General features: G+C 58.8%; 21 protein-coding genes. 11 read left to right on the top strand and 10 right to left on the bottom strand.

The features are described from left to right. Positions 1-151 precede the first annotated feature (151 nt). Genes BLU26_RS04500 through queF form a run of 3 tightly spaced genes read left to right on the top strand, consistent with a single transcriptional unit; the run spans position 152 to position 2,753 of the window. A complete protein-coding gene (locus BLU26_RS04500; RefSeq protein ID WP_092284255.1) occupies positions 152-1,087 on the top strand; it encodes an ABC transporter ATP-binding protein in 936 nt (311 codons plus the stop codon). A 1-nt stretch (position 1,088) separates the two neighbouring features. Next, a complete protein-coding gene (locus BLU26_RS04495; RefSeq protein ID WP_092284253.1) occupies positions 1,089-1,865 on the top strand; it encodes an ABC transporter permease in 777 nt (258 codons plus the stop codon). Positions 1,866-1,919: 54 nt separating this feature from the next. Further along, positions 1,920-2,753 (top strand): NADPH-dependent 7-cyano-7-deazaguanine reductase QueF, encoded by an 834-nt coding sequence (gene queF / locus BLU26_RS04490; protein ID WP_092284251.1) that lies wholly within the window; start codon positions 1,920-1,922, stop codon positions 2,751-2,753. 83 nt (positions 2,754-2,836) lie between these two features. Here queF and BLU26_RS04485 read toward each other — a convergent pair whose 3' ends face one another. The 3 genes from BLU26_RS04485 to BLU26_RS04475 all read right to left on the bottom strand — a co-directional run bounded on the left by BLU26_RS04485 (position 2,837) and on the right by BLU26_RS04475 (position 4,285). Further along, positions 2,837-3,115 (bottom strand): DUF4404 family protein, encoded by a 279-nt coding sequence (locus BLU26_RS04485; RefSeq protein ID WP_092284249.1) that lies wholly within the window; start codon positions 3,113-3,115, stop codon positions 2,837-2,839. Between the two features lie 61 nt (positions 3,116-3,176). Then, positions 3,177-3,737, bottom strand: coding sequence for a hypothetical protein (locus BLU26_RS04480; protein WP_092284247.1), 561 nt, complete (start codon positions 3,735-3,737; stop codon positions 3,177-3,179). Between the two features lie 119 nt (positions 3,738-3,856). Beyond that, complete coding sequence (locus BLU26_RS04475; protein ID WP_092284245.1) at positions 3,857-4,285, bottom strand: acyl-CoA thioesterase; 429 nt, start codon at positions 4,283-4,285, stop codon at positions 3,857-3,859. Between the two features lie 105 nt (positions 4,286-4,390). Here BLU26_RS04475 and BLU26_RS04470 point away from each other — a divergent pair, with 105 nt between their 5' ends. Continuing rightward, complete coding sequence (locus tag BLU26_RS04470; RefSeq protein ID WP_092284243.1) at positions 4,391-5,119, top strand: MlaA family lipoprotein; 729 nt, start codon at positions 4,391-4,393, stop codon at positions 5,117-5,119. A 53-nt stretch (positions 5,120-5,172) separates the two neighbouring features. On the opposite strand, the gene BLU26_RS04465 is transcribed toward BLU26_RS04470, so the two are convergent. After that, complete coding sequence (locus BLU26_RS04465) at positions 5,173-5,478, bottom strand: PilZ domain-containing protein (RefSeq protein WP_092284241.1); 306 nt, start codon at positions 5,476-5,478, stop codon at positions 5,173-5,175. A 227-nt stretch (positions 5,479-5,705) separates the two neighbouring features. Here BLU26_RS04465 and BLU26_RS04460 point away from each other — a divergent pair, with 227 nt between their 5' ends. Next, a complete protein-coding gene (locus tag BLU26_RS04460) occupies positions 5,706-6,893 on the top strand; it encodes a PP2C family protein-serine/threonine phosphatase (protein WP_092284239.1) in 1,188 nt (395 codons plus the stop codon). Positions 6,894-6,895: 2 nt separating this feature from the next. Next, positions 6,896-7,381 (top strand): anti-sigma factor antagonist RssC, encoded by a 486-nt coding sequence (gene rssC, locus BLU26_RS04455; RefSeq protein WP_092288360.1) that lies wholly within the window; start codon positions 6,896-6,898, stop codon positions 7,379-7,381. Here rssC and tal read toward each other — a convergent pair. From tal to BLU26_RS04440, 3 genes are all read right to left on the bottom strand, one after another. Then, on the bottom strand, positions 7,370-8,323 hold the full coding sequence (gene tal, locus BLU26_RS04450) for a transaldolase (protein ID WP_092284237.1): 954 nt from the start codon (positions 8,321-8,323) through the stop codon (positions 7,370-7,372). The two genes, rssC and tal, sit on opposite strands and share 12 nt — an antisense overlap. Positions 8,324-8,362: 39 nt before the next feature. Then, positions 8,363-9,394 carry a tRNA dihydrouridine(20/20a) synthase DusA gene (gene dusA / locus BLU26_RS04445; protein ID WP_092284235.1) on the bottom strand — a complete coding sequence of 344 codons (1,032 nt, stop codon included), beginning with the start codon at positions 9,392-9,394 and terminating at the stop codon, positions 8,363-8,365. A gap of 182 nt (positions 9,395-9,576) precedes the next feature. Beyond that, positions 9,577-10,398: a hypothetical protein gene (locus BLU26_RS04440; RefSeq protein ID WP_092284233.1), complete on the bottom strand. Its 822-nt coding sequence runs from the start codon at positions 10,396-10,398 to the stop codon at positions 9,577-9,579. A gap of 312 nt (positions 10,399-10,710) precedes the next feature. On the opposite strand from BLU26_RS04440, the gene BLU26_RS04435 reads away from it, so the two are divergent. Further along, positions 10,711-12,087 (top strand): spinster family MFS transporter, encoded by a 1,377-nt coding sequence (locus tag BLU26_RS04435; RefSeq protein ID WP_092284231.1) that lies wholly within the window; start codon positions 10,711-10,713, stop codon positions 12,085-12,087. 192 nt (positions 12,088-12,279) lie between these two features. Here the strand turns inward: BLU26_RS04435 and pabB are convergent, their stop codons facing one another. Genes pabB through rloB form a run of 3 tightly spaced genes read right to left on the bottom strand, consistent with a single transcriptional unit; the run spans position 12,280 to position 16,182 of the window. Continuing rightward, positions 12,280-13,617, bottom strand: coding sequence for an aminodeoxychorismate synthase component I (gene pabB, locus BLU26_RS04430; RefSeq protein WP_092284229.1), 1,338 nt, complete (start codon positions 13,615-13,617; stop codon positions 12,280-12,282). A gap of 18 nt (positions 13,618-13,635) precedes the next feature. Beyond that, positions 13,636-14,646: an alpha-L-glutamate ligase-like protein gene (locus BLU26_RS04425; protein WP_092284227.1), complete on the bottom strand. Its 1,011-nt coding sequence runs from the start codon at positions 14,644-14,646 to the stop codon at positions 13,636-13,638. A gap of 9 nt (positions 14,647-14,655) precedes the next feature. Beyond that, positions 14,656-16,182: an osmotic stress tolerance membrane protein RloB gene (rloB, locus tag BLU26_RS04420; protein WP_092284225.1), complete on the bottom strand. Its 1,527-nt coding sequence runs from the start codon at positions 16,180-16,182 to the stop codon at positions 14,656-14,658. A 312-nt stretch (positions 16,183-16,494) separates the two neighbouring features. Between rloB and BLU26_RS04415 the strand changes: the two genes are divergently transcribed. From BLU26_RS04415 to acnD, 4 genes are all read left to right on the top strand, one after another. Then, on the top strand, positions 16,495-17,202 hold the full coding sequence (locus tag BLU26_RS04415) for a GntR family transcriptional regulator (RefSeq protein ID WP_407920338.1): 708 nt from the start codon (positions 16,495-16,497) through the stop codon (positions 17,200-17,202). Then, on the top strand, positions 17,202-18,086 hold the full coding sequence (gene prpB / locus BLU26_RS04410) for a methylisocitrate lyase (RefSeq protein ID WP_092284221.1): 885 nt from the start codon (positions 17,202-17,204) through the stop codon (positions 18,084-18,086). The genes BLU26_RS04415 and prpB overlap by 1 nt, the downstream gene beginning before the upstream one ends. A 96-nt stretch (positions 18,087-18,182) precedes the next feature. Next, positions 18,183-19,346: a bifunctional 2-methylcitrate synthase/citrate synthase gene (gene prpC, locus BLU26_RS04405; RefSeq protein WP_092284219.1), complete on the top strand. Its 1,164-nt coding sequence runs from the start codon at positions 18,183-18,185 to the stop codon at positions 19,344-19,346. Continuing rightward, positions 19,346-21,937 (top strand): Fe/S-dependent 2-methylisocitrate dehydratase AcnD, encoded by a 2,592-nt coding sequence (gene acnD / locus BLU26_RS04400; protein ID WP_092284217.1) that lies wholly within the window; start codon positions 19,346-19,348, stop codon positions 21,935-21,937. Before prpC ends, acnD begins: the two co-directional genes overlap by 1 nt. Positions 21,938-22,292: the final 355 nt, after the last annotated feature.

Raw genomic sequence — 22,292 nt, 5'->3', positions numbered from 1 at the left:
AGCCACAATCGACCGCTCGGTCACATTTGTAGCAAATTTGTAAGTGTTTCAGGGTATTGCAAAAACCCTGGCGCGCGGCGCTTTGTGGGGTTGATTCCGCGCGCTTTGCCCCCATAGTCAGATCACCACTTCACTGGCTTAAGGCATCTGCATGACTGCAGCTATTCGTATCAGCGGGCTGGAAAAAACCTATTCCAACGGCATGCGCGCGCTCAAGGGCATCGACCTGGAGGTGCGCGAAGGCGATTTCTTTGCGCTGCTGGGCCCCAACGGCGCGGGCAAGTCGACAACCATCGGCATTCTCTCTTCACTGGTGAACAAATCTGCCGGTGAGGTCAGCATCTTCGGCAACAGCATTGATACCGATCTGCTGGCGGCCAAACGCTGCATCGGCGTGGTGCCGCAGGAGTTCAACTTCAGTCAGTTTGAAAAGACCATCGATATTCTGGTGAATCAAGCCGGGTATTACGGTATCCCTCACCGCGAGGCAACGCAGCGCGCCGAGCAGTATCTCAAGCGACTGGGGCTGTGGGACAAGCGTGATGTACCTTCACGCATGCTCTCGGGCGGGATGAAGCGTCGCCTGATGATTGCCCGGGCACTGATCCATGAGCCGAAACTGCTGATTCTGGATGAGCCCACCGCCGGTGTGGATATCGAGATTCGCCGTTCCATGTGGCAGTTTCTGCAGGAGATCAATGCACAGGGCATCACCATAGTGCTGACCACGCATTATCTGGAAGAAGCCGAGCAGCTGTGCAAGAACATCGCGATCATCGATCAGGGGCAGATCATTCACAACACCAGCATGCGCAAATTGCTGAGCGAGCTGCATGTCGAGACCTTTCTGCTCGACTGCACCAGTTGCTTTGAATCGGCCCCCGAGCTCGCCGGTTACCCCTGTGAGCTGGTGGATGAGCACACGCTGGCGGTGCAAGTGGATAAGGAGCAGGGTTTGAATGCGCTGTTTGCCGAGCTGAGCCGGCTGGACATCAAGGTACAGAGCCTGCGCAATAGAAGTAACCGCCTGGAAGAGCTATTCCTGATGCTGGTAGATGAGAACGCTGACAAGAAAGGGGTCGCGTGAGATGACGCATTGGCGTAGTAGTTGGGTGGCCTTTACCACCATTCTGTTCAAGGAAATCAAGCGCTTTACCCGTATCTGGCCGCAGACGCTACTGCCGCCGGGTATCGTCATGGCGCTGTATTTCGTGATTTTCGGCAAGATGATTGGCTCGCGCATCGGCGAGATGGACGGCTTTGCCTACATTGATTACATCGTGCCGGGGCTGATTATGATGTCGGTGATTACCAACAGTTATTCGAACGTGGCCTCCAGCTTCTTCAGCACCAAGTTTCAGCGCTCGATCGAGGAGCTGATGGTGGCGCCGGTCTCACCGCACGTGATCTTGCTGGGTTACACCTTTGGTGGTGTGGCACGCGGGCTGGCAGTGGGTTTGATCGTTACGCTGATGTCGATGTTCTTTACCCGCCTGCAGATTCATCACATCGGGTTGACCATTTGTGTGGTGTTCTTTACCTCGCTGGTGTTTTCCCTTGGCGGCTTCATCAATTCGGTGTTCGCGCGCACCTTCGATGACATATCCATCGTACCGACCTTCGTGCTGACTCCGCTGACGTACCTGGGCGGGGTGTTCTACTCGATTCACCTGTTGTCGCCGTTCTGGCAGGGGTTGTCGATGGCCAACCCGATTCTGCACATGGTCAATGCTTTCCGGTACGGCATTCTGGGTGTGTCGGATATTCCGATTGCTACTGCGCTGATCATCATGGCCGTGTTTACCGTGGCGCTGTACAGTCTGAGTTACTGGTTGCTGGTGCGCGGTACCGGCATGCGACAATAAGCGACCTGCCCGCTGGTGCCTTGCCAGCGGGTTAATACTCTGGAGACCTTGAGCATGTCAGAACACCCGGCGGAATTGTCCCCGCTTGGCAAGTCCAGCGCCTATGTCAGCGTATACACGCCTTCATTGCTGTTCCCGATTGCGCGCCAGCCCAAGTGGCAGGAGCTGGGACTGGACGCGGCCAGGCTGCCGTTTCACGGGGTGGATATCTGGAATTGCTATGAGTTGTCCTGGCTGACGCCGTCGGGCAAGCCCGAGGTCGCCGCAGCGGAGTTCGTATTTCCGATCAAGGCGGCGCGGATTGTCGAGTCCAAGTCGTTCAAGCTGTACCTGAACTCGTTCAACCAGACGGTGTTCCGTGATCGGCAGGAAGTGCAGCAAACGCTGGAAACCGACCTCTCGGTGGCAGCGCAGGGGCCGGTCATGGTGCGTTTGCTCAGTATGCAGCAGTTACACCAGGGCGGCATGCTGCCGCTGGCGGGCGACTGTATTGATGACCTGGATGTGACGGTGGACTGTTACGAATACGATCGCTCGTTGCTGGCGCTGAACCTGCCGCAGGTCGAGGTGTCCGAGCAGCTGCACAGCCACTTGCTCAAGTCCAATTGTCCGGTGACCGGGCAACCCGATTGGGGCAGCCTGCAGATCAGTTATCGCGGACCCCAGCTGAATCGTGCAGCGCTGTTGCGCTATCTGATTTCGTTCCGCCAGCACGCGGACTTTCACGAGCAATGCGTTGAGCGGATTTTCCTTGATCTGCGCAGGGTGCTCGGCGAAGGGGAGCTGACGGTTTATGCGCGTTATGTGCGCCGTGGTGGGCTGGACATCAACCCCTATCGTTCCACGCGTGCCGGTGTGCCGGAAAATCTGCGGCTGGCGCGGCAGTAGGCATCATGCGTTAACCAGTGTAGCTGAAACTACAACGCCGGCAATTCTGCCGGCGTTGTTCGTTGGGCTGCCTGGCTACGGGCTCAGATGCCCATGTCCGAGAGTGTCTGCATCACACTGCGCAGGGTGCCGGCGAGGGTAGGGTGGCGCACGGCGAATTGTTCGGCCATCAGGTTTACCCCGTCAACCAGGGTAGGATCTTCCTCGGGCTGGTCTTCACTTTCCTTGGTGAGCAGTCGGGCATAAATATTATTTGCCATGTTCTGCAGGGCTTCGCGCTCTTCGGCGGTCAGCTCGGCGTTCGGGTCGTTGAGCGTATCCTGCAGCGATTCCAGTTGGGCTTTCAGACGCTGTGTGGGCATGGCTTACTCCAGTTGCGGTTTTTCACACTATAACCTGTGCGCGGCTCCGCGTCCGCCCGAATTAAGCCCGCTCACCCTTGTGCAAGCGCTGGGCGATGTCGGTCAGGCAATGCGCCAACTCGTCTACAGCGTCAATGACATAATGTGCACCGGCGTTGAGCAGGGTAATAGTGGCTTGCATGCGCAGCTGGTCGCGTTCAGCGGCGGGCATGGCCTGCCAGTCAGCCATGGTGGCGTGCTCAAGACTGCCGCTCAGCGCTGTGCCGACGGTCCACATACCGGCATTCAACCCGGCCGTTATGCCGGCGGCGGAGCCGCTGACCAGTACACACTGGCGCAAGGCGTGGCTCTCCAGTGCGATGGCCGCGAGCACAGGAAGATCCGGAGCAGGTGCCCCACGCCGTGTTTGTTCCGTCGAGAGGCAAGGATAATGATCAAGGGCAGAGGGTAGCTGCAGGGGCTGCTGGGTCAGCAGGCCAATGCGCTGCTGGTTGGCGCTGAGGTGGCTGAGCAGCTCTGCCGCTTCGGGCAACAGACTGGTGCTGGTGGTGCGATGGGCATCGCACGGCAGCAGGGTGCCGGCGACATCAAAGATTACTGCCTCGATCTGAGGGTGGGGCATGGGCCATGTCCTTGTCTGGCAACGCCTTGACGGTTGCAGTGGTTGCCGGCATGCCCGCAGCGCTGCAATGTGACCCGTTATGATCTGACAGTTTTGTTGCGCCTTGATGACAGGCTGTTTCAGCTCTCCGCCAGCGGCGCCTTACCTATGGACACGCGAACGCTGTCGGGCACCGGAATGGGGCGTTGGGTGGCCACATCAATCCAGACCATTTTAACGTCGCCATAGCCGACCAGTTCGGGTTGCCCTTTGACATAAAGGCGGTGTTCCAGCGTCAGACTGGTTCTACCCACATCGCCGGCGATCAATTCGACCACCACGATGGAGGGGTGGACCACTGGCCGCAGAAAGTAGTGTGTGCAGCTGAGCAACACCAGGCCCTGCCCAATTTCGCGGCGCTGCGCGCCAAGACCATCCAGCCAGAGGATGCGGGCTTCTTCCAGATACTGGTAGTAACGGGTGTTGTTGACGTGCTGGTTGCTGTCCATATCGCCGTAGCGTACGGGTAGTTCACAGCGGTAGAGCACAGGCTTGTTGTCTTCGGTCATAGTAAAATCGCTGATTTATACGGTTATTTTGCATTACACTGGCACGCCCGGCTGGCGGCATCAGGACGCTGTCGGTTGTTCAGAGCTGAAAACGGAGACGTGCTGATGAGATTTTCCAGTACAGGTGCTGGTGCGGTATTGCTGTCGCTAGTGACGCTAACCGGTATTACACCTGTTTTTGCCGACGATTCCTACGATGATTACGAGGCTGAATACCCTAATCCCGATCCATGGGAAAAAGCCAATCGCATCAGCTTCGCTTTCAACGACACTCTGGATCGCTATGCGGTCAAACCGGTCGCCAAGGGCTACGATGCCGTCATGCCTGAGTTTCTGAGCGATGGGGTGAGCAATTTTTTCAACAACCTCACCGAGCCGATGAACTTCGTCAATAATGGCTTGCAAGGCAAGTTTCGCGAGGCGGGTGTGGATATGTCCCGTTTTCTGTTCAACAGCCTGCTAGGGGGGTTGGGTACAGTCGATGTGGCGACTCGCATGGGTTTGCAGCGTAACGATGAAGATCTGGGGCAAACGCTGGGCGCTTGGGGCGTCGACAGCGGCCCTTATTTGATGGTGCCCTTTATCGGGCCAAGCACACTGCGCGATTTCAGTTCAAAATTTCCGGAAAACTTCTTCAATTACACCTACACCGGTTACATGAACGATATCCGCGTGCGTAACCAGTTGTTCGGGCTGGAGATGATCGACAAGCGGGCGTCCTTTCTGGAGCAGGAGCGCTTGATTCGCGGGGATCGTTATACCTTTATTCGCAACGCCTACCTGCAGAATCGCGAATATAAAGTCAAAGACGGCAACGTACCGGACGAGTTCTGACCCCGAGCTGGCATGGCGCTTTTGCTGCGCGTGCCTCTGGTATGTGGACAGCCTCAGTCGAGGCTGTCGAATTTAACGCCAATAACGTGGCCGCCGGATTCCTCGGCCTGGCAGCGCACTACCACACCTTTGGCTTGCAGTCCTTTCATTCCCGGTGTGGGAGAGGGGATGTTCAGCTCCACCGCAGCGCCCTCGCTCACGCCTTCAGGACAGAGCACCTGGGCCCCCTGATTGGACAGGTCCTGACACTGAACCGAATGGGTCAGGTTGTCGGCGAGAACCGTCAGCGTCGCGGTGGTCTCCATCTTCATCCGCATGAAGTCACGCTTTTCGCTGTACTGCTGGTCGTGAAATGACATGGTCTACTCCGGCTTGGGCGAAACAGAATCCCGATTGTTCTTTTTGCAACATCCTAGTGCCGAGTGTGCCCGGAGACAAGCATTCCGGGCGCCATGGCTAACGGTTGCTTGCTGCATCGGATGGGAGTACTGTTTGCCCCTTGAAAACATCAGGTTTCTCCTGATCTGGTACTCAACCCTGTGGTCATGGCTCCAGCCGCGCTCCATGACATTGACGTAGGGACTCTATGCAGCTTCCAGGCACGACACTGCTGGTGATTGACGACGATGATCACGTTCGGCAGCGCATTTCAGCGCATTTGGAACGTGGTGGGTATGACGTCCTGCAGGCCCGTGATGCCAGCGAAGGACTCGCCGTGTTCACGACCCAGCGCCCGGCGCTGGTGCTCTGTGATTTGCACCTGGGCAATAGTCGTGGGTTCGAGCTGGTGCGTCAGATTACCGAAAGCGACCCGGACACCTCGGTGATAGTGGTGTCTGCCGATGGCATCATGGCGGACGTGGTCGAGGCGCTGCGCCTGGGCGCCAGTGATTACCTGATCAAACCGCTGGACGACCTTGTGGTGCTGGAGCACGCGGTGCGTCGTTCACTGGACCGCTCCCGTCTGCGCATTGAGAACCAGCGTATTCGCGAACGCCTGGAGCGCGCCAACCGCGAGCTGGAAAATCACCTCAAGGAGCTGCGTGACGACCAGGCTGCGGGTCACCAGGTGCAGCTCAACATGCTCCCGGCGACGCCCTGGAGCAGTGGCGAGTACCGTTTTGAACATCGCTTGATTCCTTCTCTTTATCTTTCTGGCGATTTTGTCGATTACTTCCGTGTTTCTGACAGCCAGCTGGCGTTCTACCTGGCTGACGTGTCTGGTCACGGCTCGTCTTCGGCGTTCGTGACCGTGCTGCTGAAATTCATGACGACCCGGTTGATGTATGAGCAGCGTAAGGCCGATAATGCCGCGCGCATCGAGTTCAAGCCCTCGGATGTCCTGGGGCACATCAATCGCAGTTTGATCAGTTGTAAGCTGGGCAAGCACGTGACCATGCTGGGCGGCGTGATTGATGAGCAGAAAAAGACGCTGACCTACAGTATTGGTGGGCATCTGCCGCTGCCGGTCATGTTTACCGGCGGTGAAGCACATTATCTGCAGGGCAAGGGGCGGCCGGTCGGGCTGTTCGAAGACGCCGAGTATCACAACGAGGTCATTGAGTTGCCTGACCAGTTCAGCCTGGCTTTATGCTCGGATGGCGTGCTGGATTGCCTGTCAGGGACTACCCTGAAAGAGAAGGAAGCACGTTTGCCGCAGTTGTTTGCCGAGTCCAACGGTGAATTGCGCGGCCTGTTGGCAGGTCTGGGGCTTGATCCCAACAAGACCATGCCGGATGACATTTCCGTTTTGGTGTTAGGCAGGAACGCATAATGATGACTACTGGCAAGATCCAGTTTGCGGAATCGCAGGGCACCTTTGTACTCAAGTTCATTGGTGACGTCCGGCTGACGCTGTGTGCGGCGCTGGACGCCTATATCGAAAAAATCTTCAGTGTGCTGAGTTTCGAGTCGATCGTGATCGATTTGACCGAAACCGAGGGGATCGACAGTACCTCTCTTGGCCTGTTGGCCAAGCTGTCGATCCTGTCGAAGCAGAAAGTCGGTTTTCTACCCACGCTGGTGTCCAATCACGACGACATGAACCGCCTCCTGCAGAGCATGGGGTTTGATCAAGTGTTCAATATAGTGCCGGAAACCACGCCAACCTGCGCTGAACTGCAGGATTTGCCGGGGCAGATGTTGTCTGAAGACAAGGTGAAGAAAAAGGTGCTGGAAGCGCACCATATTCTGATGCAGTTGAATGACAGCAACCGCGAGGCCTTCCGTGACCTCGTCAGTGCCCTGGAGTCAGACGCCTGACCGTGCGGCCCGCGCCTTAATCAGTTTCTCCAGTTTCAATTGATCTGCCGCAAAGGCGCGTATGCCCTCGGCGAGCTTCTCTGTGGCCATCGCGTCTTCATTGTGCTGCCAGCGAAAACGCTCCTCGTTAAGCACCTCGCGTTCATCGCTGGAGTCGCTACTCAGCAGCGGTGAGATGTTCAGCTCACCTTGCTCATCTTTAAGGCTTTGCAGTAACGCCGGGCTGATGGTCAGTCGGTCGCAACCGGTCAGCGCTTCGATCTGCCCGCTGTTGCGAAAGCTCGCGCCCATGACCACTGTGTTGTACATGTGCTGCTTGTAATAGCGGTAAATGCGCGCAACCGACTGCACGCCTGGATCTTCCAGACCGCTGAAATCACGCGCCTCCTGTTTTTTATACCAGTCGTAAATGCGCCCCACGAAGGGTGAAATCAGGAATACACCGGCGTCGGCACAGGCTTTGGCCTGGGCGAATGAGAACAGCAGGGTGAGGTTGCACTGAATACCTTCACGTTCCAGTTCGGCGGCGGCCTGAATGCCTTCCCAGGTCGAGGCGATTTTGATCAACACGCGGTCGCGAGTGACGCCGGCACGCTCGTAGCGTTCGATCAGCTCGACGGCTTTCTTCAGCGTGGCGGGGCGGTCAAACGACAGGCGTGCGTCCACCTCGGTGGAGATGCGGCCGGGAATCAGCTTGATGATTTCGCTGCCAACGGCGACCGCAAAGCGATCGCAAGCCTCGGTGATAGGGGCGGCGCTGCTGGCTGACTCGGCGATGACCTGGTCCAGCAGAGGGCTGTAGCTTTCCTGCTCGGCGGCTTTCAGCAATAGCGAGGGGTTGGTGGTGGCATCAACGGGTTGCAAATTGCGGATGGCTTCGATGTCGCCGGTGTCGGCAACGATCAGGGTGTGTTGCTTGAGGCTTTGCAGTTTTGAACTCATGGCATTCCATCGGCGTAGAAGGTATGCCCTGACCTTACCTCATGCAGGTTCTGGCCCGCAATCGCGCGGCTGCAGCCGCTGCACCATCTCGCTCAGCAACTGGTCGTACAACGCCAGTGGTTGATCGGTCTGATGAATGGCGGTGCTCAATTGGCGGCGGAAGTGGCGGGCGCCGGGTAGGCCCTGGAAAAGCCCAAGCATGTGCCGGGTGACGTGGTGCATGACGCCACCCTGTTCGATATGACGGGCGATGTAGAGACGCATCTGTGCCATGACTTCAAGGCGCGACAGGGCTGGGGTGTCGTCGCCATAAAAACGTTGATCTACCTGGGCCATCATGTAGGGATTGTGATAGGCCTCGCGCCCGACCATCACGCCATCCAGGTCCTCTAGATGCTGCTGCATGATGTGCAGATCGGTAAGCCCGCCATTGAGCAGGATTTCCAACTGCGGAAAGTCGCTTTTCAACTGGTGTACCACCTCGTATTTCAGCGGCGGAATGTCACGATTCTCCTTGGGTGACAGACCTTCAAGAATGGCAATGCGGGCGTGTACGGCGAAGGTAGTGCAGCCGGCCTCGTGTACCTGGCCGACAAAATCGCAAAGCTCGGCATAGCTGTCGCGACCGTTAATGCCGATGCGGTGTTTGACGGTCACCGGAATGGTGCAAGCATCGCGCATCGCCTTGACGGCATCAGCCACCAGTTGCGGATGCGCCATCAGGCAGGCGCCAATCAGGTTGTTTTGCACTCGATCGCTCGGGCAGCCGACATTCAGGTTCACCTCGGCAAACCCGGCTTGCTCGGCTAGCGATGCACATTGCCCCAACTCGCCCGCGTTGCTGCCGCCGAGCTGCAGCGCCAGCGGCTGCTCCTCGGCGTTGTAGCCAAGAAAGCGTTGGCGATCACCGTGCAGCACAGCGCCGGTGGTGACCATCTCTGTGTACAGCAAGGCACGACGAGTGATCAGGCGCGCAAAATAGCGGTAGTGACGGTCCGTCCAGTCCATCATGGGCGCGACGGAGAAGCGGCGTGACAGTGCGGCTGGTTTGTTCAGGGATGCATGCGACATGGTGTAGGGGAGCGTGAAGGTTGTGCCGGGAGGGCGAGTTTATCAGGAAACCCGTTGCCTTTGCCCGTGTGCGGTTTACTTCATTGGCTGCTGGGCACGGCTTCGGGCAAGGCCGTCACCTCGGTAGATGACGCAAACAGCTGCGCCCGGGCATCAGCTGGGAGGCAGGGGCGCTATAACGGCTATTTGGGAAACAGCGCAACTATCTGGAACCGGAGGCCCAGCCCCTCAGGGCCGTTGTCAGTACTCTTGGTCCAGTAGCGTAGACCACCGCCAAAGCTGAACGGATGGCCGCCGATGGGAACAACCTTGCTGATAATGGCGTTGATCGGCACTGCGCTGTCGTGGTGTTCCCAGTCGATGGTGCTTTCCGAGTTCAGCGTATAGCTGACAGCGTCGGCCGTGGTGTAGGTCATGAAGGGCTGCAGGAAGGTGCTGCTGATATCGCCGCGGTCGTCGTCGCCGGCGAAGTCGACAATGTGGTTGAACAGCCCACCATAGGTCCAAGGGCCTTGCTGCCGCAGTACGACACCGGTGGGGCCAGCGCCCCATTTGTCTGCTGTCAACTCGTCCTTCGAGCCGGTAGGCAGCAGAAATACGGGGCCAACCCCCCAAATCCAGCCATTGGCTGTGGGTTCTTTGGGCGAGAAGAACAGACTCTGCACCACATCTCCGGTGCCGCTTTGGCTGCCCGCACCGGGCGCAACGTCGCTCTGGCTGATGATGGGCAGAATAGTCCGCGAAATAAGGTTCCAGTCGTCGCTGAGCGAGAAGGGTATGACTGGCTGAATGTTCAGTGTAGAGCGATGGCCGTCGTCATCCGGGCCGATATTCTGATCGTAATTGTATTGGAATGGCACGCTGATGAGGTCGGCAACCGGGTTGGACAGCGATTTGGCGAGGTCGGCGCTGTCTGTATCTGCCATACCCGCAGAGCTGATGCCCAGAGCGGGTAAGGCAAGTGCGAGAGCGGTGCGGGTGCTGGCGCGGAAAGAACGAGTCATGTGCAGTGTCCTGTTGATGTAAAGCCGATGGCGGCGACGTCCGGTTTGTGCGTGCGCTCTGAGAGTTTAGTTCAGACCTTGGCGCACACAAGCCAGAGGCTCTATGGCGGATTCCAGGTATCGTTGCCATTCACCCAGTTGATGATCTGTATATCATGTGGCTGCGGATTGCTTCCGGGGGCTGCGGGGATAGTCCAGACTGCCTGCAATGCTATTGATGATCGACTGATGTTGCCTTTCAGACCCCGTGCTGCTCCGGCGCTAAGGGCTTTGGGTAACGCGTTTCAGACCAAAAAATAAAAGGTAGCTACCATGCAGCAGTCCCAGCAAGCCAAGAATGCGTGGCGGGTCCTCTTCCTGCTTTTTCTCGCTAACATGTTCAATTTTTTCGATCGCACCATTCCGGCCATCATCATCGAACCCTTGCGGATGGAGTGGGATCTGAGTGACTTCCAGCTTGGCTTGGGCGGTACCGTGTTTACCGTGGTCTACGCGCTGGCCGGTATTCAGTTGGGGCGCATGGCGGATATTGGCTCAAGGCGCAAGATCATGGGCTGGGGCCTGGTGGCCTGGAGTGGCTTCACCGCCTTGACCGGCGCAGCCTGGAACTTCTGGAGCTTCCTGCTGATTCGTATGGGCGTGGGCATTGGCGAAGCGAGCTACGCGCCAGCGGCTAACTCCCTGTTGGGCGATCTGTTTCCGGCCCACAAGCGCGCGCGGGCGATGGGTATCTTCATGCTCGGTTTACCGTTGGGGCTGCTGCTGGCCTTTTTCACCGTGGGCGCCATGGTTGAGGCGTTCGGCAGCTGGCGGGCACCTTTCTATATTGCTGCGGTGCCGGGTTTGATATTGGCGATATTCATCTTCTTTATCAAAGAACCGGCTCGCGGCGCAGCTGAAGTGGTCAAGACCAGCTCGGCGCCGGTGGCCAATCCGATTCGCAAAATTTTCGCCGTGCGCACTTTCTGGTGGCTAACCATGGCGGGGCTGGCCTACAACTTTGCCTCCTACGCCTGCAACACCTTCATGGTGCCGATGTTGCAACGCTACTTCGATATGCCGCTGCAGCAAGCGGCGGTGGCCACTGGCGTTATTGTCGGTGTGACCGGTCTGTTTGGTCTGACCCTTGGCGGCTGGGTGGCCGACAAGGTGCACCAGCGCTGGGCTACGGGTCGCCTCTGGTTTGGTGCCATCAGTATGCTGATTTCGGCCCTGGCCACTGGCTATGCCTTGCTGGCAGGCGAGATTGCGATTGGCGTATTTGTCGGCGTTTTCGCCTTTGGCTGGCTGTTTTCCTACAACTACTTCACCAGTGTGTATACCGCGATTCAGGATGTGATCGAGCCGCGTCTGCGAGCGACCGCCGTGGCGCTGTTCTTCGCGGGTCTGTATCTGTTCGGCGGCGGCATGGGGCCGCTGGTAGTAGGGCTGCTGTCGGATCACTTCGCCGAGGCGGCGCAAGCGGCGGCCGGGGCGGCAGAGATGAGCGAAGCGTTCAAGGCGCAGGGCCTGCATGATGCCATGCTGTTGATACCGGTTGCGCTGCTGCTGGCGATGGCGGCGTTGATCGTGGCCTCGCGTAGTTTTGTCGCAGATCGGCAGAAGATGGAAGCCTCGATGGCCCATGATGCGCAGGTGCTGGACGAGGAGGGCGCTAGCCCCGAAGTCGGCACCGCCGCTTCGGTCTAAATTGGCGCTGCCTTCGCCCACTTTGCGGTACCAACAAAAGCCCGCTGTCAGTCTCGCTGACAGCGGGCTTTTGTTGGCTGCTGGCTAGGGTCTGCTGAGGTTTCATTACGAACCGCGTTGCTGCCGGGAAACTGACCAGGCGAGGCGCGGAACGTAGGCACCGGCGTGGTCGCGATCAAAGGCCAAATGACATTAGTAATCAGGTTTGATGGGCAGGGCGTTCAGCAGGTTGCCCACCTTGGTCAGGGTTTCCTGGTACTCGGCATCAATGTCAGAGTCGGCGACAATGCCGCCGCCGCCCCAGCAGTAAACCTGCTGATTGGCGCAAACCAGGCTGCGAATGGCGATATTGAAATCCATTTGCCCTTCGCAGCCGATATAGCCCACGCCGCCGCAATACAGGCTACGGCGTACCGGCTCGAGCTCCTCGATGATCTGCATGGCGCGTATCTTCGGCGCTCCGGTAATGGAGCCGCCGGGGAATGAGCTGCGTAGCAGTTCGATTGCATCGCAGTCGGTGCGCAGGGTGCCGGTCACACTGCTGACCAGATGATGCACGTTAGGATAGCTTTCCAGGCTGAACAGCTCCGGCACGCGAATACTGCCCGGCACACAGCTACGGCCAAGGTCGTTGCGCAGCAGGTCGACAATCATCAGGTTCTCGGCGCGATCCTTCAGGCAATGCTGCAGCTCGCTGGCAAGTGCCTGGTCTTCTGCTAGTGTCTTGCCACGGGCACGGGTGCCCTTGATCGGTCGGGCCTCAACCTGCGCGTCATGAACCTGCAGAAAGCGTTCCGGCGAGAGGCTGAGCAGGCAGGCGTCGGGCGTTTCCAGGTAGGCGGAGAAGGGCGTCGGACTGGCGCTGCGCAGTAATCGGTAGGCTTCAAGAGGGTCACCCGCGTAACGGCTGGAGAAGCGTTGCGCCAGGTTTATCTGGTAACAGTCGCCGGCCTGGATGTAATGCTGGATGCGCGCAAACGCCTGGGCGTACTGCGCTTTGCTTTGCTCGGCGTGAAAGGGCGCGTCCAGCTGAAATTCCGCTGGCTCAGAAGGCGCCTGCTGTAGGCGGGCGAGCACCTTGTCGCGTTCGGCCTCAGGCAGGCTTGGGTGACACACCAGCCAGCAGCGCTGTTGCAGATGATCACTTACCAGGCTCCAGCGGTAGATACCCAGCTGAATGCAGGGCAGGGCGATGTCGTCAGCCGCCAGGCTGGGAAGGTTTTCGAGTTCGCGCGCCAGGTCATAACTGAGGTAACCCAACGCGCCCGCGCCAAAGGGCAACGCCTGGCCGGCTGGCCAGCGCGCCGGGCCCAGGACCTGCAATCGAGCACGAACCTCGCTAAGGGCATCGGGTGTGTTGCGGCTGGAAACTACCGTAGAGGGCGCCGCGGCAAGCACGCTGTAACGTCCCAGGTGCGAGCGGTTGTCTGCCGAATCGAGCAGCACCGGATGGCCAAGCCCGCGCAGGCTGATCAGCCGCGGGAGCGGATCAGCCTGGTAGCTTACTTCGGTTAACTGGTATTCAGGCATGGCCGGACGCGCCTGACCTTACGCGGTGGCAGGGTCGGGCTGCGGCTCGGAGGGTTCGGCGCTGGTCGGCATGCCGAAATGCAGCTGCGAGAAAGCCACGCGCTCTTCTGCGGTTTCGGTCTTGCCGGCCTTTTTCAGTTCGGCCAGATGATGCTCGACCTTATGGCAACGGGCGGTCAGGCCTGCATCGTTGGCAATCTGGATGTTCAGGCCGGGGCGCGCATTGAGCTCAAGAATTAGAGGGCCCTGGTCTTGATCAAGCACCAGATCCACGCCGATATAGCCCAACCCGGACAGCTCGTAGCAGGAGGCGGCCAGATTCATGAAGCCATTCCAGTCGGGCAGTTGCACGCCGTCGACCGGGTTGGTGGTGTCCGGATGCTTGCTGATGATCTTGTTCAGCCAGGTACCCTTGAGGGTCACACCGGAGGCCAGGTCGACGCCAACGCCAATCGCGCCCTGGTGCAGGTTCGCCTTGCCGCCCGATTGCCGCGTGGGCAGACGCAGCATGGCCATGACCGGGTAGCCCATCAGACAAATAATGCGGATGTCCGGCACACCTTCGTAACTGATGCTTTTGAAGATCTGGTCGGGGGTTACCCGGTATTCGATCAGTACGCGGTCGCGGTGACCGCCCAGCGAATACAGACCGGACAGAATGCTGGAGATGTGATGGCCAATCTCGTCGCGGCTGATGATCTTGCCTGAGACGGTCTTGAACATACCCTCAAAGCGGTCGGCAATTACGATAATGCCATCACCGCCTGCGCCCTGCGCCGGTTTGATAACGAAGTCGCGGTAGTTGGCGACGATGCCGTCGAAGGTATCGAAGTCCTTTTCGGTCTCGATTACGCCATACATCTCCGGCACGTGAATGCCAGCCGCCATGGCCCGTTCCTTGGTCAGGATCTTGTCATCCACCACCGGATACAAATGGCGCTTGTTGTACTTGAGCACGTAATCCGCGTTGCGGCGGTTGATGCCCATTACGCCATTGGCAGCCAGTGCCTTCCAGGTTTTCCAGAACATGTCGACTCCTCAGCCCTTGGTCAGCGCCTTGAAGCGCATCAGTTCGGTCAGGCGGTAGCCACGGTAGCGGCCCATGGCGAGCATGAAGCCAACCAGGATCAACAGCACGGCAGGGAAGGTGAAGACGAAATAGGTCAACTCCGGAATGGTCATCAGCAGGTGTGCCAAAGTCGCGGCGATCAGGGTGCCCAGGGCGGTCTTGAGCGACTGGATACCGCCGCGCTCTTCCCAGGTGATCGACAGGCGTTCAATGGTCATGGTCAGAATCACCATCGGGAACAGCGACACCGCCAGTGCCTTCTCCATGCCCAGTTTATGGCTGAACAGGCTGATGGCCGCGATCACCAGGACCACAAAGGTCAGTACCACGGACAAGCGCGGCAGCATCTGCAACTTGAGGTGTTCAAGGTAAGAGCGCAGCGACAGACCCAGGGCGGTGATCAAGGTAAACAGCGCGATACCCCAACCAACCTCGGTTTCACGGAACGCCAGTGCAATCAGTACCGGGGTAAAGGTTCCCAGGGTCTGCATGCCGATCAGGTTACGCAGGATCAGGATCACCAGTACGCCGATGGGGATCATGATCATCACCTGGTAAACCCGCTGTGCCTGCAGTGGCAGACCATACAGCGAATAGTCGAGCAGCGCCGAGGCGCGGTTCTCGGTAGTCAGTTTGGCCAGGCGCAGGGCATTCATTTCACTGTTGGTTACGGTCAATGACACGCTGCTCTGGCGGCCACCTTCCATCGCCAGCAGCGGCTCGGGGCCAGTCCACCAGACCAGACGGTTGTCGGGCATGCCCTGTTGGCCGGTTTCCGGATGGAAGTACAGCCAGCGTTCGCCATTGTAGCTGCGCAGCCAGAGCTCCGGGCTCTGCGCTTCGGTGTTCTCCAGGCGGATGGTGTGCACCATTTCCAGCGGGATACGCGCGTTGGACAGCAGCAAATCGATGACCCGTGCCTTGTCCATGGCGCTGGTGCCGCCGTTGAGCAGGAGCTTGACGTTGTCGTCGGTAATATCGTTGACGCGGCGAATGGTTTCGCTGATGAAGGTTTCGATGTCGGCCGAATGCTGGCGGATCGGGTTAATCAGCGCATCGGCTGCGATCTGCTCAGGACCTTCCAGCGGAATCGGTTGGCGCGGTGGCGGCGGCGCGGCAGCAAGCTGCTCTTCGCTGTAGCGTTGGGTCAGCACCAGGCGGTAATAAAGGGTCTGGGTGCCACTGGCACGGCGCGATGACCAGGTAACGCGACGGTTGCCATTCTGGCTGTTGACGCTGACGCCATAGTTGTTGGAGATGAAGCTTTCGTTGAGGCTGACGTAGTCCTGATTCAACGGGGGAATATAAAACTGCGCCTTGATTGGGGTGCCAGGGGTGGCTCTGAATTCAACCTTGGCATCCAGACTCCAGATGTCATCTGTTTCGTCCTCGGTGACCGGGATATCGAGGAGGTAGATTTGGTATCCGGTGATGAGCACACCTAGGCTAACGAGCACGGCAATCAGGATTTTCAGGTGCAGATTTATTGAATGCATAGTTTTCTCAACGTCTGTTTTAAGTCGGCGTTGCCCTGAAAAGCTGGCAGCAGGCGCGGCACGCTGGCGGCATCTTAGCATGACCCTGCGCCGCCTCGTAGAGGCTGGGTACAGGTTCTGTGTAGCTATGAGCACGCAGGGTGTGGTTGCAGATTGTCGACAATCCGACGGCCGTTGCCTGCTCAAGTTCCATTCCGGCGGCCCTTATAGAGCAGCATAGACCAGGAATCACAGTCTGCATTGTTGACAATAGTGGGGGTGAGGGCGCAAAATTCGCGTGTTTTCCAAATCTCAATTATGGATTGTCTACAATTGACAGATATTGAACTGGAAGAACCCACCAAAACACTGTCTGACGGTGCCTTCCGCCAGATTCAGGCGGCTATCGTCAAGGGTGATATTGCCCCTGGCACGCGTATCAGCGAGCAATATCTCTCTACTACGTTCGGCATTGGCCGTGGCCCGCTGCGCGAAGCAATTCGCCGCCTTGAGGGGCGTCGGCTGGTCGTGCGCATTCCGCACGCCGGCGTGCGGGTGGTGTCGCTCAGCTATGCAGAGTTGATTGAGCTGTACCACGTGCGCGAAGCGCTGGAAGGCATGGCCTGCCGCTTGGCCGCGCAGAACATGACCGATGAAGAAATACAGGGGCTGCGTGATGTGCTGGCCATGCACGAGCAGCACAGCGGTCTTAAGGCAAACAAATCCTACTATCAGCAGGAAGGTGATCTGGATATTCATTATCTGATCGTGCAGGGCAGCAAGAATCGCACGCTGAGCAACATGCTCTGTGATGAGCTGTATCACCTGGTGCGCATGTACCGCTACCGTTTTTCGACCACGCCCAAGCGGCCGCAACAGGCCTTTGCCGAGCACCATAATCTTATTCAAGCCATTGCTGATCGTGATGGCGAGCTGGCGGAAATGCTGATGCGCCGCCATATCAGTGCCTCACGTCGCAATATTGAGCGTCGCCTGCAGGAGCAGGGCGAGGCCTCCACTTCCTCAGGAGGGAAAGTCTGATGTCGAACACCCCGGGTAAACGTTTTCGCGAGGCACTGGCTGCCGAAAGTCCGTTGCAGGTTATTGGTGCGATCAACGCCAACCACGCACTGCTGGCCAAGCGTGCTGGTTTCAAGGCTATCTACCTGTCGGGCGGCGGCGTGGCTGCCGGCTCGCTCGGCTTGCCGGACTTGGGGATCAACACCCTGGAAGATGTGCTGATCGACGTACGCCGTATTACTGATGTCTGCGATCTGCCGCTTCTGGTGGATATCGACACCGGTTTCGGCCCCAGTGCCTTCAACATTGAGCGCACGGTCAAAAGCCTGATCAAGGCCGGCGCCGCTGCGGCGCATATCGAGGATCAGGTGGGCGCCAAGCGCTGCGGCCACCGCCCAGGCAAAGAGATTGTCTCGACCGAAGAGATGGTCAACCGTATCAAGGCGGCGGTGGATGCCAAGACCGACCCCGATTTCTTCCTGATTGCGCGTACCGACGCCATTCAGGCAGAAGGCGTGGATGCCGCCATTGAGCGCTGCAAGGCCTACGTCGAGGCGGGTGCCGACGGCATATTCGCCGAGGCCGCCTACGATCTGCCGACCTACGAGCGCTTCGTCAAGGAACTGAACGTGCCGGTACTGGCCAACATCACCGAATTTGGCGCCACCCCATTGTTTACCCGCGACGAGTTGGCCTCGGTTGGCGTGGCCATTCAGCTGTACCCGCTATCGGCGTTCCGGGCGGCCAACAAGGCGGCAGAGAACGTGTATACCGCGATCCGCAGCGAAGGCCATCAGAAAGCGGTGGTCGATAGCATGCAGACCCGCGCCGAGCTTTACGACCGGATTGGTTATCACGCGTTCGAGCAGAAGCTGGACGCGCTCTTCGCCGCCGGCAAGAAGTAATTCATCAGGCAGCGCCGCGCTCGCGGCGCTGTTATGTAGGTGCAGGCCATTGGGCCTGCGCAACAAGACAAGAATGATCCGAGAGGAGACCTGATAATGAGCGCCACCCCCGAGAATCCGAATCCGACCTTCAAGCCAAAAAAATCTGTTGCCCTGAGCGGCACCGCCGCCGGCAATACCGCACTGTGCACCGTAGGCCGCAGCGGCAACGACCTGCACTACCGCGGCTACGATATTCTGGATATCGCCAACACCTGCGAGTTTGAAGAGATCGCCCATCTGCTGGTGCACGGCAAGTTGCCGACCGCTGCGGAGCTGGCCTCCTATAAGGCAAAATTGCGCGCATTGCGCGGTCTGCCCGCCGCACTCAAGGCGTCACTGGAGCAGCTGCCGCCATCGGCGCATCCGATGGATGTCATGCGCACCGGCGTCTCTGTGCTGGGCTGTGTGTCACCCGAGAAGGATGATCACAATCATCCCGGCGCCCGCGACATTGCCGACAAGCTGATGGCGTCTTTCGGTTCCATGCTGCTGTACTGGTATCACTTCAGCCACAACGGCAAGCGTATTGATGTGGAAACCGATGACGACTCGATTGGTGGTCATTTCCTGCATCTGCTGCACGGTGAGGCGCCGCGCGAATCCTGGGTGCGTGCGATGCACACCAGTCTGATTTTGTACGCGGAGCACGAATTCAATGCCTCCACCTTTACCAGTCGGGTGATCGCCGGCACGGGTTCGGATATGCACTCGTGCATTGCTGGCGGCATTGGCGCATTGCGCGGGCCCAAGCATGGCGGCGCCAACGAGGTCGCTTTCGAGATTCAGAAACGCTACGACACCCCGGATGAGGCCGAAGCCGATATCCGAGCCCGCGTCGTGAAGAAGGAAGTGGTCATCGGCTTTGGCCACCCGGTCTACACCGTCTCTGATCCGCGCAACAAGGTGATCAAGGATGTGGCACGTGAGCTCTCGGCAGAGCAGAGCAACACCAAGATGTACGACATCGCCGAGCGCCTGGAAAGCGTGATGTGGGAAATCAAGAAAATGTTCCCCAATCTCGACTGGTTCAGCGCCGTGAGCTATCACATGATGGGTGTTCCCACGGCGATGTTCACGCCGCTGTTTGTGATTGCGCGCACCGCCGGCTGGTCCAGTCACGTTATCGAGCAGCGCATTGACGGCAAGATCATTCGCCCCAGCGCCAATTATGTAGGCCCTGAAGACGTGGCCTTTGTGCCGCTCAAGGATCGCAAGTAATGAACAGCCAATACCGCAAGCCACTGCCGGGTACGGCGCTGGACTACTTCGATACTCGCGAAGCGGTTGACTCGATCAAACAAGACGCCTGGGCAAAACTGCCCTACACCTCGCGCGTGCTGGCCGAGCAACTGGTACGCCGCTGCGCGCCGGAAGATCTGACGGCGTCACTCAAGCAACTGATCGATCGTCAGCGCACGCTGGACTTTCCCTGGTATCCGGCCCGCGTGGTCTGTCACGACATCCTGGGGCAGACCGCACTGGTTGATCTGGCCGGGCTGCGCGACATTATTGCCGAGCAGGGCGGCGATCCGAGCAAGGTTAATCCGGTAGTGCCGACCCAGTTGATCGTTGACCACTCGCTGGCCGTGGAGCACCCCGGTTTTGAGGAAAACGCCTTCGAGAAAAACCGTGCGGTAGAGGATCGCCGCAACGAAGATCGCTTTCATTTCATCAACTGGACTAAGACCGCGTTTGATAACGTGGATGTGATTCCGCCGGGCAACGGCATCATGCACCAGATCAACCTGGAAAAGATGTCGCCGGTGGTGCAGGTACGTGACGGTGTGGCTTTCCCCGACACCTGTGTGGGCACTGACAGCCATACGCCCATGGTGGACGCGCTGGGCGTGATTTCCGTGGGCGTGGGCGGGCTGGAGGCCGAGAACGTGATGCTGGGCAATCCGTCCATGATGCGCCTGCCCGACATCGTCGGCGTAGAGCTGACTGGCAAGCTCAAGCCCGGTATTACCGGTACCGATCTGGTGCTGGCGCTCACCGAGTTTTTGCGCCGCGAGCGCGTCGTGGGTGCCTACCTGGAGTTCTTCGGTGCTGGCGCCAACAGCCTGTCGCTGGGCGATCGCGCCACCATCGCCAACATGACGCCTGAATATGGCGCCAGTGCGGGCATGTTCTTTATTGACGAGCAGACCATTGAATACCTCAAGCTGACTGGCCGTGAAGACGAGCAGGTCGCTCTGGTCGAGCAGTACGCCAAGGAAGCCGGTTTCTGGGCAGATACCCTGCAAGAGGTGGATTACGAGCGGGTCCTGCGGTTTGACCTGTCCACGGTTACCCGCAACATGGCCGGCCCCTCCAACCCGCATGCCTTGCTGCCGGTCTCCGAGTTGGGCAATCGCGGCATCGCGCGCCAGTGGGAAAACGAAGAGGGCTTGATGCCCGATGGTGCGGTGATCATCGCGGCCATCACCAGTTGCACCAATACCTCCAACCCGCGCAACATCATTGGCGCGGGGTTGCTGGCGCGCAACGCCAACCGCCTGGGTCTGATCCGCAAGCCCTGGGTCAAGAGCTCACTGGCGCCGGGTTCCAAGACCGTGAAAATGTATCTGGAAGAATCTGGATTGCTGCCCGAGTTGCAGCAGCTGGGTTTTGATGTGGTCGCCTTTGCCTGCACTACCTGTAACGGCATGTCCGGTGCGCTGGACCCGGTGATTCAGCAGGAAGTGATCGAGCGTGACCTGTATGCCACAGCAGTGCTCTCGGGTAACCGCAATTTTGACGGTCGCATTCACCCCTACGCCAAGCAGGCCTTTCTGGCTTCGCCGCCGTTGGTAGTGGCCTACGCGATTGCCGGCACCATTCGGTTTGATATCGAAAAGGATGTGTTGGGCCACGACCAGCAAGGCAATCCGATTACCCTGAAAGATATCTGGCCGGCGGATGAAGAGATCGACGCTATCGTCAAATCAGCGGTCAAGCCCTCGCAGTTCCGCGAGGTCTACATCCCGATGTTCGACATCACTCGCGAGACCGAGGCAAAGACGCCACCGCTGTATGACTGGCGCCCGCAAAGCACCTACATTCGCCGTCCGCCTTACTGGGAGGGCAATATGGCCGGTCAGCGCGCGATGAAGGGCATGCGGCCGCTGGCGATCCTGCCGGATAACATCACCACCGATCACCTGTCGCCTTCCAACGCCATTTTGCTGGATAGCGCCGCCGGTGAGTATTTGCATAAAATGGGCCTGCCGGAAGAGGACTTCAACTCCTACGCCACTCACCGCGGCGACCACCTGACAGCGCAGCGCGCCACCCTGGCCAATCCCAAGCTGTGGAACGAGATGGTCACTGACGAGTTGGGCAAGCCGATCCAGGGCTCGCTGGCGCGGGTCGAGCCGGAAGGCCAAGTGATGCGCATGTGGGAAGCGATTGAAACCTACATGGAGCGCAAGCAACCGCTGATCATTATTGCCGGCGCCGACTACGGCCAGGGCTCATCCCGTGACTGGGCAGCCAAGGGCGTTGCGCTGGCAGGGGTAGAGGTAATTGTTGCCGAAGGCTTCGAGCGCATTCACCGCACCAACCTCATCGGCATGGGCGTAATGCCGCTGCAGTTCGAGGAAGGCACCACGCGCAAGACCCTGGGGCTGACCGGTACCGAGCTCTTCGACGTGGAAGGCACCCCGGCACCGCGCACCCCGCTGACCCTGGTGATCACCCACCAGAACGGCAAGGTCACCCGCGTGCCGGTCCTCTGCCGCCTGGATACCGCCGAAGAACTCTCGGTCTACTCCAGCGGTGGCATTCTGCAAAAATTCGCCAAGGACCTGTTGGCCGAAGCGGTGTAATCGAAAGCCCCGGCCCAAGCCGGGGCTTTTTTAAATTCCAGGTTTGGTTCTAGGTAAACGAGCAAAGAGCTCAAATGTTATGCACGGACCTCAAGTCCCCGTCTACGCGGGCGAGTAGCGCAGAGCCATCGGGATTAAGGTGCCTGGACTGTTTGAGCGAAGCGAGTTTCCAGGTGCGCCCGATGGATCGAGCAACGCAGCGAACCCGCAGGGCCGCGTAGTTGGGGTGTCCTAGGGGGTGTTGGGGGAAATGGACAAGCATTTCCCCCGACTCGCCATAAAGGCGAAACCGATATTGAACAACACACGAGCGGCATGAGTTGTCATCGCGCCGCCTGTAAAAAGCGCCAGGAGC

The sequence above is a fragment of the Halopseudomonas sabulinigri genome (assembly GCF_900105255.1).
In the GTDB taxonomy this organism is placed as follows: Bacteria; Pseudomonadota; Gammaproteobacteria; order Pseudomonadales; family Pseudomonadaceae; genus Halopseudomonas; species Halopseudomonas sabulinigri.
The sequence above is the reverse complement of the archived record's forward strand: the minus strand, read 5'-3'. Positions and strand labels throughout refer to the sequence as shown.

Bases quoted from the DNA above. Each gene is read 5' to 3' on its own strand.
- BLU26_RS04500 (WP_092284255.1), top strand. From the start codon at position 152: ATGACTGCAGCTATTCGTATCAGCGGGCTGGAAAAAACCTATTCCAAC.
- BLU26_RS04495 (WP_092284253.1), top strand. From the start codon at position 1,089: ATGACGCATTGGCGTAGTAGTTGGGTGGCCTTTACCACCATTCTGTTC.
- queF (WP_092284251.1), top strand. From the start codon at position 1,920: ATGTCAGAACACCCGGCGGAATTGTCCCCGCTTGGCAAGTCCAGCGCC.
- BLU26_RS04485 (WP_092284249.1), bottom strand. From the start codon at position 3,115: ATGCCCACACAGCGTCTGAAAGCCCAACTGGAATCGCTGCAGGATACG.
- BLU26_RS04480 (WP_092284247.1), bottom strand. From the start codon at position 3,737: ATGCCCCACCCTCAGATCGAGGCAGTAATCTTTGATGTCGCCGGCACC.
- BLU26_RS04475 (WP_092284245.1), bottom strand. From the start codon at position 4,285: ATGACCGAAGACAACAAGCCTGTGCTCTACCGCTGTGAACTACCCGTA.
- BLU26_RS04470 (WP_092284243.1), top strand. From the start codon at position 4,391: ATGAGATTTTCCAGTACAGGTGCTGGTGCGGTATTGCTGTCGCTAGTG.
- BLU26_RS04465 (WP_092284241.1), bottom strand. From the start codon at position 5,478: ATGTCATTTCACGACCAGCAGTACAGCGAAAAGCGTGACTTCATGCGG.
- BLU26_RS04460 (WP_092284239.1), top strand. From the start codon at position 5,706: ATGCAGCTTCCAGGCACGACACTGCTGGTGATTGACGACGATGATCAC.
- rssC (WP_092288360.1), top strand. From the start codon at position 6,896: ATGACTACTGGCAAGATCCAGTTTGCGGAATCGCAGGGCACCTTTGTA.
- tal (WP_092284237.1), bottom strand. From the start codon at position 8,323: ATGAGTTCAAAACTGCAAAGCCTCAAGCAACACACCCTGATCGTTGCC.
- dusA (WP_092284235.1), bottom strand. From the start codon at position 9,394: ATGTCGCATGCATCCCTGAACAAACCAGCCGCACTGTCACGCCGCTTC.
- BLU26_RS04440 (WP_092284233.1), bottom strand. From the start codon at position 10,398: ATGACTCGTTCTTTCCGCGCCAGCACCCGCACCGCTCTCGCACTTGCC.
- BLU26_RS04435 (WP_092284231.1), top strand. From the start codon at position 10,711: ATGCAGCAGTCCCAGCAAGCCAAGAATGCGTGGCGGGTCCTCTTCCTG.
- pabB (WP_092284229.1), bottom strand. From the start codon at position 13,617: ATGCCTGAATACCAGTTAACCGAAGTAAGCTACCAGGCTGATCCGCTC.
- BLU26_RS04425 (WP_092284227.1), bottom strand. From the start codon at position 14,646: ATGTTCTGGAAAACCTGGAAGGCACTGGCTGCCAATGGCGTAATGGGC.
- rloB (WP_092284225.1), bottom strand. From the start codon at position 16,182: ATGCATTCAATAAATCTGCACCTGAAAATCCTGATTGCCGTGCTCGTT.
- prpB (WP_092284221.1), top strand. From the start codon at position 17,202: ATGTCGAACACCCCGGGTAAACGTTTTCGCGAGGCACTGGCTGCCGAA.
- prpC (WP_092284219.1), top strand. From the start codon at position 18,183: ATGAGCGCCACCCCCGAGAATCCGAATCCGACCTTCAAGCCAAAAAAA.
- acnD (WP_092284217.1), top strand. From the start codon at position 19,346: ATGAACAGCCAATACCGCAAGCCACTGCCGGGTACGGCGCTGGACTAC.